At 59.4% G+C, this 17,237-nt stretch carries 19 protein-coding genes and 1 riboswitch; of the genes, 7 read left to right on the top strand and 12 right to left on the bottom strand.

The features are described 5' to 3' along the window. Positions 1–137: 137 nt before the first annotated feature. Positions 138–1,220 (top strand): alpha/beta hydrolase family protein, encoded by a 1,083-nt coding sequence (locus tag AACV31_RS08515; RefSeq protein WP_165157041.1) that lies wholly within the window; start codon positions 138–140, stop codon positions 1,218–1,220. Here AACV31_RS08515 and AACV31_RS08510 read toward each other — a convergent pair. The 10 genes from AACV31_RS08510 to AACV31_RS08465 all read right to left on the bottom strand — a co-directional run bounded on the left by AACV31_RS08510 (position 1,114) and on the right by AACV31_RS08465 (position 9,423). Further along, on the bottom strand, positions 1,114–2,154 hold the full coding sequence (locus tag AACV31_RS08510; RefSeq protein WP_165157039.1) for a helix-turn-helix domain-containing protein: 1,041 nt from the start codon (positions 2,152–2,154) through the stop codon (positions 1,114–1,116). The two genes, AACV31_RS08515 and AACV31_RS08510, sit on opposite strands and share 107 nt — an antisense overlap. A 175-nt stretch (positions 2,155–2,329) precedes the next feature. Beyond that, positions 2,330–2,647: a PTS lactose/cellobiose transporter subunit IIA gene (locus AACV31_RS08505; protein WP_007704695.1), complete on the bottom strand. Its 318-nt coding sequence runs from the start codon at positions 2,645–2,647 to the stop codon at positions 2,330–2,332. Positions 2,648–2,651: 4 nt separating this feature from the next. Continuing rightward, positions 2,652–2,960, bottom strand: a complete 309-nt coding sequence (locus tag AACV31_RS08500) for a PTS sugar transporter subunit IIB (protein ID WP_007766555.1) — start codon at positions 2,958–2,960, stop codon at positions 2,652–2,654. Between the two features lie 313 nt (positions 2,961–3,273). Next, entirely contained in the window at positions 3,274–4,407 is a 1,134-nt protein-coding gene (gene thiH / locus AACV31_RS08495) for a 2-iminoacetate synthase ThiH (RefSeq protein ID WP_165157037.1), read from the bottom strand. After that, positions 4,404–5,174 carry a thiazole synthase gene (thiG, locus tag AACV31_RS08490; protein ID WP_146379078.1) on the bottom strand — a complete coding sequence of 257 codons (771 nt, stop codon included), beginning with the start codon at positions 5,172–5,174 and terminating at the stop codon, positions 4,404–4,406. The genes thiH and thiG overlap by 4 nt, the downstream gene beginning before the upstream one ends. Position 5,175: 1 nt before the next feature. Beyond that, positions 5,176–5,376, bottom strand: coding sequence for a sulfur carrier protein ThiS (thiS, locus tag AACV31_RS08485; protein ID WP_012814949.1), 201 nt, complete (start codon positions 5,374–5,376; stop codon positions 5,176–5,178). Then, the gene (locus tag AACV31_RS08480; RefSeq protein WP_075198439.1) at positions 5,366–6,115 is read right to left on the bottom strand and encodes a HesA/MoeB/ThiF family protein; all 750 of its coding nucleotides are present in this window, start codon (positions 6,113–6,115) and stop codon (positions 5,366–5,368) included. The genes thiS and AACV31_RS08480 overlap by 11 nt, the downstream gene beginning before the upstream one ends. Next, a complete protein-coding gene (gene thiE / locus AACV31_RS08475) occupies positions 6,108–6,743 on the bottom strand; it encodes a thiamine phosphate synthase (RefSeq protein ID WP_165157035.1) in 636 nt (211 codons plus the stop codon). Before thiE ends, AACV31_RS08480 begins: the two co-directional genes overlap by 8 nt. Next, complete coding sequence (gene thiC / locus AACV31_RS08470) at positions 6,740–8,641, bottom strand: phosphomethylpyrimidine synthase ThiC (RefSeq protein ID WP_165157033.1); 1,902 nt, start codon at positions 8,639–8,641, stop codon at positions 6,740–6,742. Before thiC ends, thiE begins: the two co-directional genes overlap by 4 nt. 116 nt (positions 8,642–8,757) lie before the next feature. Further along, a riboswitch (TPP riboswitch) is annotated at positions 8,758–8,867 on the bottom strand. Between the two features lie 52 nt (positions 8,868–8,919). After that, complete coding sequence (locus tag AACV31_RS08465; protein WP_007766582.1) at positions 8,920–9,423, bottom strand: Rsd/AlgQ family anti-sigma factor; 504 nt, start codon at positions 9,421–9,423, stop codon at positions 8,920–8,922. Between the two features lie 102 nt (positions 9,424–9,525). Here AACV31_RS08465 and nudC point away from each other — a divergent pair, with 102 nt between their 5' ends. The 6 genes from nudC to AACV31_RS08435 all read left to right on the top strand — a co-directional run bounded on the left by nudC (position 9,526) and on the right by AACV31_RS08435 (position 13,883). Next, the gene (gene nudC / locus AACV31_RS08460; RefSeq protein ID WP_165157031.1) at positions 9,526–10,299 is read left to right on the top strand and encodes an NAD(+) diphosphatase; all 774 of its coding nucleotides are present in this window, start codon (positions 9,526–9,528) and stop codon (positions 10,297–10,299) included. A gap of 41 nt (positions 10,300–10,340) precedes the next feature. Next, a complete protein-coding gene (hemE, locus tag AACV31_RS08455; protein WP_007766585.1) occupies positions 10,341–11,405 on the top strand; it encodes a uroporphyrinogen decarboxylase in 1,065 nt (354 codons plus the stop codon). Positions 11,406–11,414: 9 nt separating this feature from the next. Beyond that, positions 11,415–12,086, top strand: coding sequence for a deoxyribonuclease V (nfi, locus tag AACV31_RS08450; RefSeq protein WP_007766586.1), 672 nt, complete (start codon positions 11,415–11,417; stop codon positions 12,084–12,086). 43 nt (positions 12,087–12,129) lie between these two features. After that, positions 12,130–12,720 carry a YjaG family protein gene (locus AACV31_RS08445; protein ID WP_007766587.1) on the top strand — a complete coding sequence of 197 codons (591 nt, stop codon included), beginning with the start codon at positions 12,130–12,132 and terminating at the stop codon, positions 12,718–12,720. Between the two features lie 186 nt (positions 12,721–12,906). Further along, positions 12,907–13,179: a nucleoid-associated protein HU-alpha gene (hupA, locus tag AACV31_RS08440; RefSeq protein ID WP_002884342.1), complete on the top strand. Its 273-nt coding sequence runs from the start codon at positions 12,907–12,909 to the stop codon at positions 13,177–13,179. Between the two features lie 5 nt (positions 13,180–13,184). After that, positions 13,185–13,883, top strand: coding sequence for a DUF1481 domain-containing protein (locus tag AACV31_RS08435; protein WP_165157029.1), 699 nt, complete (start codon positions 13,185–13,187; stop codon positions 13,881–13,883). 66 nt (positions 13,884–13,949) lie between these two features. On the opposite strand, the gene purD is transcribed toward AACV31_RS08435, so the two are convergent. After that, positions 13,950–15,248 carry a phosphoribosylamine--glycine ligase gene (gene purD / locus AACV31_RS08430; RefSeq protein ID WP_105538904.1) on the bottom strand — a complete coding sequence of 433 codons (1,299 nt, stop codon included), beginning with the start codon at positions 15,246–15,248 and terminating at the stop codon, positions 13,950–13,952. Positions 15,249–15,261: 13 nt separating this feature from the next. Next, positions 15,262–16,851, bottom strand: coding sequence for a bifunctional phosphoribosylaminoimidazolecarboxamide formyltransferase/IMP cyclohydrolase (purH, locus tag AACV31_RS08425; RefSeq protein ID WP_165157027.1), 1,590 nt, complete (start codon positions 16,849–16,851; stop codon positions 15,262–15,264). Positions 16,852–17,237 lie beyond the last annotated feature (386 nt).

Raw genomic sequence — 17,237 nt, 5'->3', positions numbered from 1 at the left:
CTTAGCCTGACTAAAAACCCGCTTCGGCGGGTTTTTTTATGTCTGAAATCCACTAAAAGGACCTCGATCGCGTTTCAGGACGCCCGCGCGCCGCCCCGATGCTACAAACCCGTGACCTGTAAACGGAGAGCATTGCCATGTATCGACTCATCACCTTTATTACCCTGATGTTGTTAAACGCCACCGCGTCGGCAGCTATTGGGTTCCATCAGTTCACTATCGACTCGTCTGCCACGCGTCCGCTGGATGTCGCCGTCTGGTATCCCACACTCGATAACCGCCCGTCGGAGACAGTAGGCGATAACATCGTATTCACGGGCGTTAAGGTGCAGCGCGACGCCTCACCTGCGCCGGGCGCGCACCCGGTGCTGTTACTTTCGCATGGCTTTGGCGGCAACTGGCGCAATCTGAACTGGCTGGCACAGGCGATGGCAGAGCAGGGGTATATCGTCGCTGCGGTGGACCATCCGGGTACCACAACCCGTAATAAACAACCCGCTCAGGCGCAGGCGCTCTGGCAACGCCCGCACGATGTGACCCGTGTCCTGGATGCGCTTATCGCCAGCCCGGAAAAAACCGGAACACCCGATGAACAGCGTATTGCCGCAGCAGGGCATTCACTGGGTGGATGGACGGTCATGGAACTGGCGGGTGCGCGGTTCTCTGCATCGCGTTTTATGACTGACTGTGAAAGTCACTTGCAGCTTGGCGGCTGCAGGGTTGCCCGTACGCTTGGCATCGATTTACCAGGAGCGGAGCATCAGCTGGCGCAAAGCCAGCGTGATAGCCGAATCAGAGCCGTGGTGTCGTTAGATCTGGGGCTCGCGCGCGGCTTTACGCCACAAAGCCTGGCGGAGGTGGGAATTCCTGTGCTGGTGATGAGCGCCGGTGCCGACAGCGACGATGTGCCCGCCGCGCTGGAGTCTGGCTATCTGGTCCACGGCCTGCCCGGCAGGCTCGCCCGTGCCGTGAGCGTTGCCGGTGCTACGCACTTTAGCTTTATGCAGCTCTGTAAGCCGGGCGCGGCAGCCGTTATCGACGCGCAGGAGCCGGGAGAAGGGATTGTGTGCCTTGATGGCGCAGGCTTCAGTCGCGCGGCAATCCACCAGCAACTCACGGCGCAGATAAGCGCGTTCCTGAATCGGGCGCTGGGGTATCAGCCGCCGCGCGGCGATATTCCACCGGGCTCATCCCCACAATCCGCGCGAACTCGCGATTGAAGTTCGATTTCGTGTTAAAGCCCGACTCCAGCATCACGGCGGTGACGGGCAAGCCGGTCTGGCGCAGCAACTGCTGCGCGTGAGCGATGCGAAAGCTGTTAATCCACTGCGAAACATTACAGCCTCGCGTCGCGTTGACCGCCCGTGAAATGTGGCGGGCGGGCGTGCCGGTTTTTCTCGCCAGCAGATCCAGCGTGAGATCGGGATTCAGATAAAGCGACTGCGCGCGCAGGATCTCTTCAAGCCGCGCGCAGCATTGCGCATCCTGCGCGGTGTCGCTCGCGGGTAGCGCCGGTACGGCGACAGGCGCAGGCCGCGCTGGTTTTCTGGCGGGCCATAAAATGGCGAGACACATAAACGGCAGCAGTATTGCCTGCGACACGGCGACCAGCAGCGGCGCCTGCCGGCCCTGAAAAAACTGGAAATCGAAGGCGATAGCGATGTCAGTCAGCGCGGAAAAACAGAGAAAGGCGCCCGAGACGAAAGCGAGCTTTGCCGTCGTCGGCGCATCGCTCAGACGGCTTCGCGAAAAAGCATCCGATCCCTTGTGAGCGGTGCGCAGCAGAGCGAGCCCATAACCCAAATAAAGCGCCGCGAGCGTGCAGTCTGTCGCGGCAGGAAAGGCCAGATTAACGATAAGCGCCACGGCGGCGGGCGCGACTATCATCAGATTTCGTCGTAACGGCTGCGAAGAGGCGAGCCCGCAAAAGCAGTACCAGGCAAGCGGCGGCAGCGCCATGGCTGCAAGTGATTGCAGCTGGCGTAACACTGTCAGGTCGAACGCCCAGCGCAACGCGGTGATTAGCACCAGCAGCGCGCATCCGGCGAGGAATATCACGCCCCGTGGGTAACGACGGCTGCCCGATAACGAGACTTTCGCCAGCAGCATCAGAAGGATGGCGAGGGTCAACAACGGAATGGGGATGGAGGGCATAGCAAAACCTGCATGAGCATTAACGGGCCTGACGGCGCCTGAGAACCTTGTTGTGCCATAAAGCGTGAATAAAAGACACCGTCCGGTTTAGCGGCTTGCAAACAGAAGGGAAGCGTGAAGATGAAAAAGCCCGGTCAAACCGGGCATGATGGGATAACAGCAGCGTCCGGAGGCGCTATTTTACCAGCGGCAGACGGCGGTAAAGCTCGATCAGATCACCTGCCAGATCCTGGATAACCATCGCGTTCATCAGGTGATCCTGAGAGTGAACGGTAATAAGGTTGACCGGCAGTTTGCCGCTGCCTTCATCGAGCCCGATAAGCTGCGTCTGGATTTTATGCGCATGCTTCACAAATTCGTGGGATTCTTCCATCGCTTTCTCGGCGCCATCGAAATCGCCTTTCCGGGCCAGCTGGAGCGCAGTCAGCGCCTGGCTGCGCGCGCTACCGGCGTTCACCAGCAGCTCCATGATAATCGACTCTAAATCTTCCATTGAATTATTGCTCCAGCATTTTAAGGGCTTTATCCAGCACCACATCGCCTTTCATCATGCCGTAATCCATCATGTCGATAACGGCGACTTTTTTACCCAGCGGATCGGCGATTTCCTGGAATTTAGGCTGTTCATATTTGACCTGCGGGCCAAGCAGCACGATGTCGGCGGTGCCGATAATATCTTTAAACTCCGCGACCGGAACGGCCTTGATAGCCACCTCGATGCCTTTTTTCTGGGCGGCGTCTTTCATCCGTTGAACCAGCATGCTGGTGGACATACCTGCGGCACAGCATAAAACGATATTTTTCATAATCCGCTCTCTGTGACTATTGTTTCATTGATATTTATCCCCCACCTCCGCTCGCAACAACCGCTTTGATGTGATTGTGTGTTACCCATCACAAAGAAAGCCTCAAAAACGGAAACCGGTTACCAAAGGCCTTTTTTATCGCTGAATGGGAAAAGTGATGAGGCGGGGCGGCAGAGAGAGAGCATCAGAAACCGCCCCGGCCAGCCATCCCAGGCCGGCAAGAGCAGAGTAAAACCGCAGGCGTTTTCCCTCAACGCGCAACTTTCCATTTTGCGTAATATGCCGAAAGATATCGCCCGGTTTGCGTTTGGTTTCAGTGATTTTGCGCGCTTCTTCCCAGATAGCCGTCCCAGTCTTTCCACACCGGTTGCAGCCCTCGTTCTATAAGGCTGGCCGCGACCTCTTCCGGACGACGTCCGTCATGAGGCGCGAACTGTTCCAGCTCGGTATGCCCGTCGGCGTAGCCGCCTGGCTGGGTGCGGGAAAACGCGCTGACGGCGTTGATCGCAATCGGCACCACGTTATCGCGAAAGTGCGGCGATTCACGGGTGGAGAGCGACAGCTCCGCCTCGGGCGCGAACAGGCGAAACGCGCAGATAAGCTGCACCAGCTGGCGCTCATCCATCACCGACGCGGGCTGAATGCCGCCCGCGCAGGGCCGCAGGCGCGGGAACGCCACGGAATAGCGGCTCTGCCAATAACGCTGTTGCAGCCAGAGCAAGTGCTCCGCCACCATATAGTTATCGGTGCGCCAGCAGTCAGACAGCCCGGTCAGCGCCCCAAGCCCGATGCGGTCGATGCCCGCGCGCCCGAGCCGGTCCGGCGTCTCCAGTCGCCAGAAGAAATCCTGCTTGTTGCCGCGCAGGTGGTGCCGGGCATAAACCGCTTCGTGATACGTCTCCTGATAAACCAGTACGCCGTCGAGCCCGAGCGCTTTCAGTTCGGCATACTCCGCCTGCCCGAGCGGCTGCACTTCCATTTGCAGCGACGCAAACTGGCGGCGGATCGCGGGAACGTGGCGGCGGAAATAGTCCATACCCACCTTGGTCTGGTGCTCACCCGTCACCAGCAGCAGATGCTCAAACCCCATCGCTTTAATGGCGGCGCACTCGCGCGCAATCTCCTCGTCATCCAGCGTTTTGCGTTTGATGCGGTTGCTCATGGAGAAGCCGCAATAGGTGCATTCGTTGGCGCACAGATTAGAAAGATAGAGCGGGAGATAAAAACTGACGGTGTTGCCAAAGCGCTGGCGGGTGAGCTGCTGCGCGCGCTGCGCCAGCGGTTCGAGATAACCCAGCGCGGCCGGAGAGAGCAGCGCCATCATATCTTCCCTGTCGGGATGCGCGGCGGCGAGCGCGCGCTCCACATCGCGCCCGGTTTTGCTGTGAATGCGCAGCCGGATATCATCCCAGTTCAGCCTGCGCCAGCGGTCGGTAAAAGTGTTCATGCCTGTGCCTCCAGAAAACCGGTGAGCGGGCTGGTGGCCTGCGCCTGAAACGCGCGTGCGCCGAGCCCGGCTTCATACCCGGTACGGCCCGCCTCGACAGCCAGGCGGAACGCGCGCGCCATCGCGACCGGATCGCGCGCTACGGCGATAGCCGTATTCACCAGCACCGCATCGGCCCCCATTTCCAGCGCCTCGGCGGCATGGCTGGGCGCGCCGATGCCCGCATCCACCACCACCGGCACGCTCGCCTGGGCGATGATGATTTCCAGCAGCGCCCGCGTCTGAAGCCCCTGATTAGAGCCTATCGGCGCGCCCAGCGGCATCACCGCCGCGCAGCCCGCCTCCTCAAGGCGTTTGCAAAGCACCGGATCCGCGCCGCAATAGGGCAGTACCACAAAACCCTGCGTGACCAGTGTTTCCGCCGCCCGCAGCGTTTCTATCGGGTCCGGCAGCAGCCAGCGCGCGTCCGGGTGGATCTCCAGTTTGATCCAGTGAGTGCCCAGCGCCTCGCGGGCGAGCTGCGCGGCGAAAATCGCCTCCTCGGCGGTTTTGGCGCCGGACGTGTTCGGCAACAGCGCAACGCCGGACGCCTGCAACGGCGCCAGCAGCGCATCGTCGCGGCGCAGCAGATCCACGCGCTTCATGGCGAGCGTCGCCATCTCGCTGCCGCTTTCGCGTATCGCTTCCAGCATCAGCGACGGCGACGCGAATTTACCGGTGCCGGTAAACAAGCGTGATTGAAAGGTTTTATCCGCGATTCGTAACATCTCAGCCTCCTGCGATAACCTGAAACAGCAGCAGGCTGTCGCCTTCCTGCAGGGTATAGTCGGGCCACTGGCTGCGCGGGAGAATAGTCTGATTGACCGCCAGCGCCGTACCGGGCCTGTCGAGTTTTAACTGCGCCAGCAGCCGCGCTGCGCTTAACCCTTCGACGCACTGTATGGCTTCATCATTGAGTTCAATGCGCATGTTTGCCTCCGCAAACCGGGCAGTCCGCCGCGCGCTGGAGCGTCAGGGTGCGCCACTGGCTGGCGCGGGCGTCAAAGAGGCGCAGCTCGCCGTGATCGGGCGTGATGCCGCACAGCAGCTTGATAGCCTCCAGCGCCTGAAGCGTGCCCATCAGGCCGACCACCGGGCCGAGCACGCCAGCGGTGCGGCAGTTGCGCTCAGGTTCGCTGTCGTCCGGCCACAGGCAGCGGTAGCAGCCGTAATCAAAGGGCGGCGCGAAGGTGGCGATTTGTCCGCCCATGCCGACCGCGCTGGCGGTAATGAGCGGCGTGCCGTGCGCCACGCAGGCCGCGTTGATGGCTTGCCGGGTGGTCATGTTGTCGCTGCAATCCAGCACCAGGTCGACGCCCTCAACCGCCTCACGCAACGCATCGCCTTCCAGCCGCTGATGCAGCGCCACACTTTTGACTGTCGGGTTGAGCGCCTGTAAACGACGCGCCGCCGCCCGTGATTTCGGCTGTTCGATATCACTCACGCCAAAGAGGATCTGGCGCTGAAGATTGCTCAGATGCACCGCGTCGTCATCGGCAAGCCACAGCGTGCCCACGCCCGCGCCCGCCAGATAGAGCGCGGCGGGCGAGCCCAGGCCGCCGAGCCCGACAATCAACACGCGGCTTGCCAGCAGCGTTTGCTGGCCGTCAATGGCGATATCCTCCAGCAGCAGCTGACGGCTGTAGCGCATAAAATCGGCGTCATTCATCGCCCACCCCCGCCAGTTCAAGCAACCGCCGCGTGGCGGCGCGCCAGTCAGGCGCGTGCGTGATGGCGCTTACTACCGCGATACTGCCGACGCCGGTTTCCAGCACCGCGGGCGCGCGCTCAAGACTGATGCCGCCGATAGCGACCGTCGGATAGTCATCAAGCCTTTCGACATGCGCGGCCAGTTGCGCGAGCCCCTGCGGGGCGGAGGGCATCTGTTTAGTCTGCGTGGGAAAAACATGGCCGAGCGCGATATAAGAAGGGCGCACCGCCAGCGCCACGTCGATTTCCATATCGTCATGCGTGGAGACGCCAAGCCGCAGGCCAGCGCGGCGGATGGCGTCGGGGTCGGCTGTTTCCAGATCTTCCTGCCCGAGATGAACGCCATACGCCTGATGTTTTATCGCAAGACGCCAGTAGTCGTTGATAAACAGCCGGGCGTGGTAGCGCTGCCCCAGCGCAATGGCGGCGGCGACATCGGCTTCCGCCTCAGCCTCGGTTTTATCTTTAATGCGCAGCTGCAGCGTGCGCACGCCAACCTCCAGCAAGCGCGTTATCCACCCGACGCTGTCCACAACCGGATAAAGCCCGAGGCGGCGCGGTACGGGCGCGAACAAGGGCTTCATCATTCCACCTCCTCCTGGCGCAGATAAATATCGCCGCCGCGCGCCTGAAAGCGGTGGGACATCTCCGTCATGCCCGCGTCGATAGCCTGCTTCGCGGCGTAGTCGCGCACCTCCTGGGTGATTTTCATCGAGCAGAATTTCGGGCCGCACATGGAGCAGAAGTGCGCGACTTTACCGGACTCCTGCGGCAGCGTTTCGTCGTGGTACGCGCGGGCGGTGAACGGGTCGAGCGCCAGATTGAACTGATCTTCCCAGCGGAATTCAAAGCGCGCTTTCGACATGGCGTTGTCGCGAATTTGCGCGCCCGGATGCCCTTTAGCGAGATCGGCGGCGTGGGCGGCAATCTTGTAAGTGATGAGCCCCTGTTTCACGTCCTCTTTATTCGGCAGGCCGAGATGCTCTTTTGGCGTCACGTAGCAGAGCATCGCGCAGCCGAACCAGCCAATCATCGCCGCGCCGATACCGGAGGTGAAGTGATCGTAGCCGGGCGCGATATCGGTCGTGAGCGGCCCGAGCGTGTAGAAGGGCGCTTCATGACAATGCTCCAGCTCTTCGGTCATATTGCGGCGGATCATCTGCATCGGCACATGGCCGGGGCCTTCTATCATGACCTGAACGTCATATTCCCACGCAATTTTCGTCAGCTCGCCGAGCGTGTGAAGTTCAGCGAATTGCGCCTCGTCGTTGGCGTCCTGAATGGAGCCAGGGCGCAGACCATCGCCAAGCGACAGCGAGACGTCATAGGCGGCGCAGATCTCGCAGATCTCGCGGAAATGGTCGTAGAGGAAATTTTCCTGATGATGCGACAGGCACCATTTGGCCATGATAGAGCCGCCGCGCGAGACGATACCTGTCAGACGACCTGCGGTCATCGGCACACAGCGCAGCAGCACGCCCGCGTGAATGGTGAAGTAATCGACGCCCTGTTCAGCCTGCTCAAGCAGCGTATCGCGAAACATCTCCCAGCTCAGATCTTCGGCGATCCCGTTGGCCTTCTCCAGCGCCTGGTAGATCGGCACCGTACCGATCGGCACCGGACTGTTACGCAGGATCCACTCCCGGGTTTCGTGGATATAGCGCCCGGTGGAGAGATCCATCACCGTGTCCGCGCCCCAGCGGGTGGCCCAGACCAGTTTTTCGACTTCCTCTTCGATGGACGACGTCACCGCCGAGTTGCCGATATTGGCGTTTACCTTCACCAGGAAGTTACGGCCGATAATCATCGGCTCCGATTCCGGGTGATTGATATTGGCAGGAATGATGGCGCGCCCGGCGGCGACTTCGTCACGTACGAACTCCGGCGTGATGTTCTCTGGCAGGCGCGCGCCAAAGCCGTGTCCTGGATGCTGCTGGCGCAGTACCGCCGTGCGAATGCGCTCGCGGCCCATGTTTTCGCGGATAGCGATAAATTCCATCTCGGGCGTCACGATGCCCTGGCGCGCGTAGTGCAACTGAGTAACGCGCTTGCCCGCCTTTGCGCGCTTTGGCGTCAGCAGCCCGCGAAAGCGCAGCTCGTCCAGCCCGTCATCGGCCAGGCGCTCGCGGGTATAGGCCGAACTGCGGGCATCCAGGGTTTCCGTGTCGTTACGCGCCTCTATCCAGGCGCTGCGCAGTTTGGCCAGCCCTTCGCGAACGTCGATACGCACCGCCGGATCGCCGTAAGGGCCCGAGGTGTCATAAACTGGCACCGGCTCGTTAGGTTCATAGCGTGGATTCTCTTTGCTGCCGCCAGCAAGCGTCGGACTCAGGCGGATTTCGCGCATCGGCACGCGGATATCCTCGCGTGAACCCGTAAGATAAATGCGGTGAGAATTGGGGAAAGCGGTGCCTTCCAGCGTGTCGATAAAGTGTTGTGCGGCGGCGCGCTGTTCGCGGCGGCCAGGTTTGTTTGATACAGACATAGCGCATTCCAGTTAACGGTCAGGAAGTGGCTTGTCAGAACAACGGAGGAGTAATGGCGTGCGCCCGCGCACCCTGGAGAGGGTCTCAGGGCGAAACAGCGCCCTGAGCGGGGCAAATTGGAATTACTCTTGTTCCCTTCGCAGGTATTAACCTGATCAGGTTCCGCGGATCCCGAATTAACGGTCTCAGCCCGTGCTCGCGCACTGGGCACTCCGACAAGATAAACCCCGCTATAGCGGCGGGGACGTGATTAAACTACCCGGTAATACTGTCGAACTCAAGCGGGTCGGGCGAGACCTGCTTCATCGTTGGCGCTTTGACCAAGGTTGTTGTCATAAGCCAGCATGATGAGTTTATCTTCCAGCGCGAAGCGGGCGGCGAGCGCCTCGCCGATGCCGGAAAGCGCTTCCTGAAACTCCAGGCAGTTATCGTGGTCGATGGCGCTTTCCAGATGCGTGTCGTAGAAATCCATGATTTGCTGGGTGTTGGATTCCAGCTGAGGATAGATTTGCGTGGCGGCGACCAGCGGGCTGGTGCCTTCCATTTCGCTGATGACGCGTTCATAAATATTGAAATGTCCGGCGGAGAGGTAATCCACCAGGCAGTGGCAAAATTCGTCCAGCGCCTGTTCATCAAGCGCAGTCATCGGCTCCTTGCCGGGTTTGATGCCGACCATCTTGTAATAAGTGACTAACAGATGGTTGCGGGCGCCAAGCCAACGATCAACTAATTCATTACTCCCACCAACGCGTTCCGTCAGACTTTTTAGCTGGTTTAGCATGATCGACTCCATGAGATATAAGATGTAAAAACGCAAATGACCCAAAATATGTAAGAGCTATGTTAATAACGTGCCAGTGAAGCAGAGGTAGTGCAATCAATTATGGAACGTACATTAGAAAATTTAGACCATGGCTGGTGGATAGTCAGCCATGAACAGAAATTATGGCTGCCAAAAGCGGAATTACCTTACGGCCAGGCCGCGGATTTTGGTCTTACGGGCGAAAAGGCGCTGCAAATCGGCATCTGGGAAGACGCGCCGGTCTGGCTGGTGCTGCAAAAGCGTGAGGGCGAGATGGCCTCGGTGCGACAGCTTATCGACCAGGATGCCGGGCTGTTTCAACTGGCGGGGCGGGGCGTGCAGCTCGCCGAGTTTTACCGCTCGCATAAATATTGCGGCTACTGCGGCCATGAGATGCACCCGAGCAAAACCGAATGGGCGATGCTCTGCGGGCACTGTCGCGAGCGTTACTACCCGCAAATCGCGCCGTGCATCATCGTGGCTATCCGGCGCGACGATAAAATCCTGCTGGCGCAGCATACCCGGCACCGCAATGGCGTTTACACCGTCCTGGCCGGGTTTGTGGAAGTAGGCGAAACGCTGGAACAGGCGGTGGCGCGCGAGGTAATGGAAGAGAGCAACATTCGCGTGAAGAATCTGCGCTACGTGACGTCTCAGCCCTGGCCGTTCCCGCAATCGTTAATGACGGCGTTTACGGCGGACTACGACAGCGGCGACATCCAGATAGACACCAAAGAGCTTATCGATGCGGGCTGGTATCGCTACGACCAGCTGCCGCTGCTGCCAGCGCCAGGCACCGTGGCGCGCCGCCTGATAGAAGATACGGTGGCGCGCTGCCGGGCAGACGATGAATGACGTGATACAATGGCGGCCTGTCGCTTGAGGAATAAGAAAAAATGACCGAACTGAAAAACGATCGTTACCTGCGCGCCCTGCAACGCCAGCCCGTGGATGTCACCCCGGTGTGGATGATGAGACAGGCGGGGCGTTATCTGCCGGAATATAAGGCCACCCGCGCGCAGGCGGGCGATTTTATGTCGCTTTGCAAAAACGCCGAGCTGGCGTGCGAAGTGACGCTACAGCCGCTGCGTCGCTATCCGCTCGATGCGGCGATCCTCTTTTCGGACATTCTGACGATTCCGGATGCGATGGGGCTGGGGCTCTATTTTGAAGCGGGCGAAGGCCCACGCTTTACATCGCCGATTACGGGCAAAGCGGACGTAGAAAAACTGCCAGTGCCGGATCCGGAACAGGAGCTCGGCTATGTCATGAACGCGGTGCGCACGATCCGCCGCGAGCTGAAAGGCGAAGTGCCGCTGATCGGCTTCTCCGGCAGCCCGTGGACGCTCGCCACTTACATGGTGGAAGGCGGCAGCAGCAAAGCGTTTACCGTTATTAAGAAAATGATGTATGCCGAGCCGCAGACGCTGCATTTGCTGCTCGATAAGCTCGCGAAAAGCGTCACGCTCTATCTGAACGCGCAGATCCGCGCGGGCGCCCAGTCGGTGATGATTTTCGATACCTGGGGCGGCGTGCTGACCGGACGCGACTACCAGCAATTCTCGCTTTACTACATGCATAAAATCGTCGACGGGCTGCTGCGCGAAAACGAAGGCCGACGCGTGCCGGTGACGCTGTTTACCAAAGGCGGCGGCCAGTGGCTGGAAGCGATAGCGGAGACCGGCTGTGACGCGCTCGGCCTCGACTGGACGACCGATATCGCCGATGCGCGCCGTCGCGTGGGGCACAAGGTCGCCTTGCAGGGCAATATGGATCCCTCGATGCTTTACGCATCGCCTGCCCGTATCGAAGAGGAAGTGGCGTCTATACTTGCTGGTTTCGGCCACGGTGAAGGCCATGTGTTCAACCTGGGGCATGGCATTCATCAGGATGTGCCTCCGGAACACGCGGGGGCTTTCGTCGAGGCGGTTCACCGCTTATCGGCGCCTTATCACCTGTAAGGAGAAATTATGGATCTCGCGACGCTTCGCGCACAACAAATCGAACTGGCATCAAATGTGGTCCGTGAGGACCGGTTAAACGTCTCCCCGCCGACGATTATCGGTGGGGCGGATGTCGGGTTTGAACAGGGCGGCGAAGTGACGCGGGCGGCGATGGTGTTGCTGAAGTATCCGTCTCTGGAGCTGGTGGAGTACCAGGTGGCGCGCATTCCCACCACCATGCCGTACATCCCCGGCTTTCTGTCGTTTCGCGAATACCCGGCGCTGCTTGCCGCCTGGGAGATGCTCTCCAGAAAGCCGGATTTGCTGTTTGTCGACGGGCACGGTATTTCGCATCCGCGCCGCCTCGGCGTGGCGAGCCATTTCGGGATGCTGGTGGATGTGCCGACGATTGGCGTCGCCAAGAAACGGCTGTGCGGCAAGTTTGAACCGCTCTCCGACGAACCCGGCGCGGTTTCGCCGCTGATGGATAAAGGCGAGCAACTGGCGTGGGTGTGGCGCAGCAAAGCGCGCTGCAATCCGCTCTTTGTCTCGACAGGGCATCGCGTCAGCATCGATACCGCGCTCGGCTGGGTACAGCGCTGCACGAAAGGCTACCGGCTGCCGGAACCGACGCGCTGGGCGGATGCCGTCGCGTCCGGGCGTCCCGCCTTTCTACGATGGCAGGAAATTCAGGGGTGATTGAGGTACACTGCCGCTAATTTTCGGTCTGTGAGACGCCACTATGTTACAAAACCCTATTCACCTGCGGCTGGAAAAGCTGGAAGCCTGGCAGCATGTGACCTTCATGGCCTCGCTGTGCGAGCGGATGTATCCCAACTACGCCATGTTCTGCGAGCAGACCGGTTTCGGCGATGCGCAGCTGTATCGCCGTATTCTCGATCTCATCTGGGAAACGCTAACGGTTAAAGACGCCAAAGTGAATTTCGACAGCCAGCTCGAAAAGCTTGAAGAAGCGATCCCGGCGGCGGAAGATTATGACCTTTACGGCGTCTACCCGGCTATCGATGCCTGCGTCGCGCTGAGCGAACTGGTGCATTCGCGCCTGAGCGGCGAGACGCTGGAGCACGCGATTGAAGTCAGCGAGACCTCCATCACGACCGTCGCCATGCTGGAGATGACCCAGGCGGGCCGTGAAATGACGGACGATGAGCTGAAAGCGAACCCGGCTGTAGAGCAGGAATGGGATATTCAGTGGGAAATTTTCCGTTTACTGGCCGCCTGCGAAGAACGCGATATTGAACTGATAAAAGGCCTGCGCGCAGACCTGCGCGAAGATGGAACCAGTAATATCGGTATAAATTTGCAGCAATGAGACAACAAAACGTGATTTACAGCCTGTTTTGTCTCACCTGAAGGCTTCCAATTAGCCCCCCGTCTGGTCTACATTTGGGAGGCGAAAAAAAGTGGCTATCGGTGCGTGTATGCAGGAGAGTGCTTTCAAGGCATTTCCGTCGCACTCGATGCTTAGCAAGCGATAAACACATTGTAAGGATAACTTATGAACAAGACTCAACTGATTGATGTAATTGCAGACAAGGCTGACCTGTCTAAAGCGCAAGCGAAAGCTGCTCTGGAATCCACTCTGGCTGCGATTACTGAGTCTCTGAAAGAAGGCGATGCTGTACAGCTGGTTGGTTTCGGTACCTTCAAAGTGAACCACCGCGCTGAGCGTACTGGCCGCAACCCGCAGACCGGTAAAGAAATCAAAATCGCTGCAGCTAACGTGCCGGCTTTCGTTTCTGGCAAAGCACTGAAAGACGCTGTTAAGTAAACCGCGTGGCAGTGAAAGGTTTTAACGAAGGGGCGAAATCGCCCCTTTTGTTTGGCTGGCGTATGCTGGCGCTGACGGGTGCGCTGTTTCTTTCCGCCTGTCGTTCCACCCCGGATATTCCCCCCTTTACCTCCAGCGGCTATCTTGCCGATGACGGCGTTGTGCGCCTGTGGCGTAAAGACAATAACGATGGCTCCGTTCACCTGCTGGCGGCGTTCAGCCCCTGGTCTGGCGATAAGACCTCGACCAGCGATTATCGCTGGCAGAAGGACGCGCTCACGTCCGTGGATTACCGGCTTGAGGGTAAGCAGCCCGAGCAAGTGAAAGTGCGCTTCGACGATCGCGGCGGGCTGAGCTTTATGCAGCGCGACGTTAACGGACAGAAACAGCAGCTTTCCAGCGATCAAATCGCGCTGTGGCAATATCGCGCCACGCAGATGCGCAATACCAGCGACGCGCTACGCGTCGGACGCGTGGTGCTGCGTCAGGGGCGCTGGAACACGGATGGCACCATGACGACCTGTGAAGGGCAGATTGTGCAGCCTGAGTTCGACAGAAGGGCGCAGGAGCGTCTCTCTGAGCGCCAGCGTCATGCGAAGGCGCGCGTCAGCGCCGCCTGGCTGGAGGCGCCGGAGGGCACCCAGCTGTTGCTGGTGGCGAATGAAGATTTTTGCGCCTGGCAGCCGAAGCCTGACAGTTTCTGAATCCAATAAAAAAGCGACGGGATTAACCGTCGCTTTTAGGTTCAAGGCGCTCCGACGTACGGGCGCTTATTTCGCCTGCTCGCGCGCGATGGCGCGATAGCCGATATCTTTACGGCAGAAGCAGTCATCCCAGTGAATATCTTCCGCTAAGCGGTAAGCGCGCGCCTGCGCCTGTGCGACGCTGTCGCCCAGCGCGGTCACGCACAGCACGCGCCCGCCGCTGGTCACGACGCGGTCGTCGTCGCGCAGCGTCGTGCCGGCATGGAAGACTTTGCCATCGCCGTTTGCAATCTCTTCAATCGGCAGACCGTGGATCACATCGCCGGTGCGGTAGTCGCCCGGATAGCCGCCTGCGGCCATAACCACGCCCAGTGACGGGCGCGGATCCCATTGCGATTTCACCGTATCGAGTTTGCCGTCGCAGGCGGCAAGACAAAGCTCAACCAGATCGGACTGCAAGCGCATCATGATCGGCTGCGTTTCCGGGTCGCCAAAGCGGCAGTTGAATTCGATAACTTTCGGGTTGCCCTGTTTATCGATCATCAGGCCCGCATAGAGAAACCCGGTGTAGGTGTTGCCTTCCGCCGCCATGCCGCGCACGGTTGGCCATATGATACGTTCCATGGTGCGCTGGAAGACGTCGTCAGTGACGACAGGGGCCGGAGAGTAAGCGCCCATACCGCCGGTATTCAGGCCGGTGTCGCCATCGCCGACGCGCTTATGATCCTGGCTGGTGGCCATCGGCTCCACATGCTCGCCATCCACCATGACGATGAAGCTTGCCTCTTCGCCATCCAGAAACTCTTCGACGACGATGCGGTGGCCCGCGTCGCCAAACGCATTGCCCGCCAGCATGTCCAGCACCGCCGCTTCGGCTTCGGCAAGCGTCATCGCCACGATAACGCCTTTGCCCGCCGCCAGGCCGTCGGCCTTGATAACGATCGGCGCGCCTTTTTCACGGATATACGCCAGCGCCGGTTCGGTCTCGGTAAAGTTCTGGTATTCCGCCGTCGGGATACGATGGCGCGCCAGGAAATCTTTCGTGAAGGCTTTGGAGCCTTCGAGCTGCGCCGCGCCTTTCGTCGGCCCGAAGATTTTCAGGCCGGCGGCGCGAAACGCGTCCACCACGCCGATAACCAGCGGCGCTTCCGGCCCGACAATCGTCAGATCGATGTTTTCAGTTTGCGCAAAGCTCAGCAGCGCCGGAATGTCGGTCGGGCTGATGGCGACGTTTTGCAGCGCAGGCTCAAGCGCCGTACCGGCGTTGCCCGGCGCAACAAAAACGGTTTCAACGTGCGGCGACTGGACGGCTTTCCAGGCCAGCGCGTGCTCGCGCCCGCCATTACCAATAACTAATACTTTCATCGTAACTCCGTGATTAATGGCGGAAATGGCGCATGTCGGTGAAGATCATGGCGATGCCGTGTTCGTCGGCGGCGGCGATCACTTCGTCATCGCGAATCGAACCACCCGGCTGGATAACACAGGTGATGCCCACGGCCGCGGCGGCGTCAATACCATCGCGGAACGGGAAGAATGCGTCGGAGGCCATCGCCGAACCTTTAACTTCCAGTCCTTCGTCGCCTGCTTTAATACCGGCGATTTTAGCGGAATAGACCCGGCTCATCTGGCCTGCGCCGATGCCGATAGTCATGTTGTCGCGAGCGTAAACAATGGCGTTGGATTTCACGAATTTCGCCACCTTCCAGCAGAAGAGCGCGTCGCGCAGCTCCTGTTCGGTCGGCTGGCGTTTCGTCACCACGCGCAGATCGCCTTCAGTTACCATGCCCAGATCGCGGTCCTGAACCAGCAGGCCGCCATTAACGCGTTTGAAATCCAGGCCCGGTGCGCGAGACTGCCATTCGCCACATACCAGGACGCGCACGTTTTGCTTCGCGGCGGTGATTTTCAGGGCGTCGTCACTGGCGGACGGCGCGATAATGACTTCAACGAACTGGCGAGAAATGATCGCCTGCGCGGTTTCGGCGTCCAGCTCGCGGTTAAAGGCGATGATGCCGCCAAAGGCGGACGTCGGGTCGGTTTTGTAAGCGCGGTCATAGGCGTCGAGAATCGAGCTGCTGACGGCAACGCCGCACGGGTTGGCATGCTTCACGATGACGCAGGCCGGTTCGCTAAATGCTTTCACGCATTCCAGCGCGGCGTCGGTATCGGCGATGTTGTTATAAGAGAGCGCTTTACCCTGAACCTGCCGGGCGGTCGCGACAGACGCTTCTTTAATTTCTTCTTCTATATAGAAGGCGGCCTGCTGATGGCTGTTCTCGCCATAACGCATATCCTGCTTCTTAATAAAGTTCAGGTTGAGGGTGCGCGGGAAGCGGCCAGAAGGCGCGTTGGTTTCGCCATGATAGGCAGGCACCAGGCTGCCGAAGTAGTTGGCGATCATGCTGTCATACGCGGCGGTGTGTTCGAAGGCTTTAATCGCGAGATCGAAACGCGTCGTAAAGGTCAGCGAGCCGTGGTTCGCATCCAGCTCTTCAATAATGGCGGTGTAGTCGCTGCTCTTTACCACAATGGCGACATCTTTATGGTTCTTGGCGGCGGAGCGGACCATCGTCGGACCGCCGATATCGATATTCTCAACCGCGTCTTCCAGCGTGCAGCCTTCGCGCGCGACCGTCTGGGCGAACGGGTAGAGGTTAACTACCACCATATCAATCGGGGAGATAGCATGCTGCGCCATAATCTCGTCATCCTGGCCGCGGCGACCCAGAATGCCGCCGTGGACTTTCGGGTGCAGAGTTTTGACGCGGCCGTCCATCATCTCCGGAAAGCCCGTGTAGTCGGAGACTTCCGTCACCGGCAGTCCAGCCTCCGCCAGCAGACGAGCCGTACCGCCCGTAGAGAGAAGCTCAACACCACGCGAAGAAAGTGCGCGGGCGAAGTCGACGATACCGGCTTTGTCAGAAACGCTGAGCAGAGCACGGCGTACAGGACGAGGTTGTTGCATGTATAAATCCCCTGGATTTGATCATTACAGAAGAGCGTTAGCTAAATACCAGCCATTTTTTTACTGAAATGTAGCTCACGCTCCTGAAAAAGCGTGTGTCGGTAACAGGGCCGCATTGTAGCGAAAACGTTTGCGTGGCGCTCGCAAAATTTCGGCTGATGGGCGGTTTGTGGATAACTCTGTGCGCAAAAGGGTATAAACCGGGGTTTTGCTGGGGAATGCAGCAGTCAGTCATTTTTCTGCGATTTTTGTGTTGCGGCCTGAAGAGAACTCCCTATAATGCGCCTCCATCGACACGGCGCTGATGACAAACATCACACAGCGACGGTGAGTCGGAAAGAGAAAAATCCTGAAATTAAGGGTTGACTCTGAAAGAGGAAAGCGTA

Source organism: Cronobacter sp. EKM101R (assembly GCF_963888145.1).
GTDB classification, from domain to species: Bacteria; Pseudomonadota; Gammaproteobacteria; order Enterobacterales; family Enterobacteriaceae; genus Cronobacter; species Cronobacter turicensis.
Note: the sequence above shows the minus strand (reverse complement) of the source record. Positions and strands in the feature narration are given on the sequence as shown.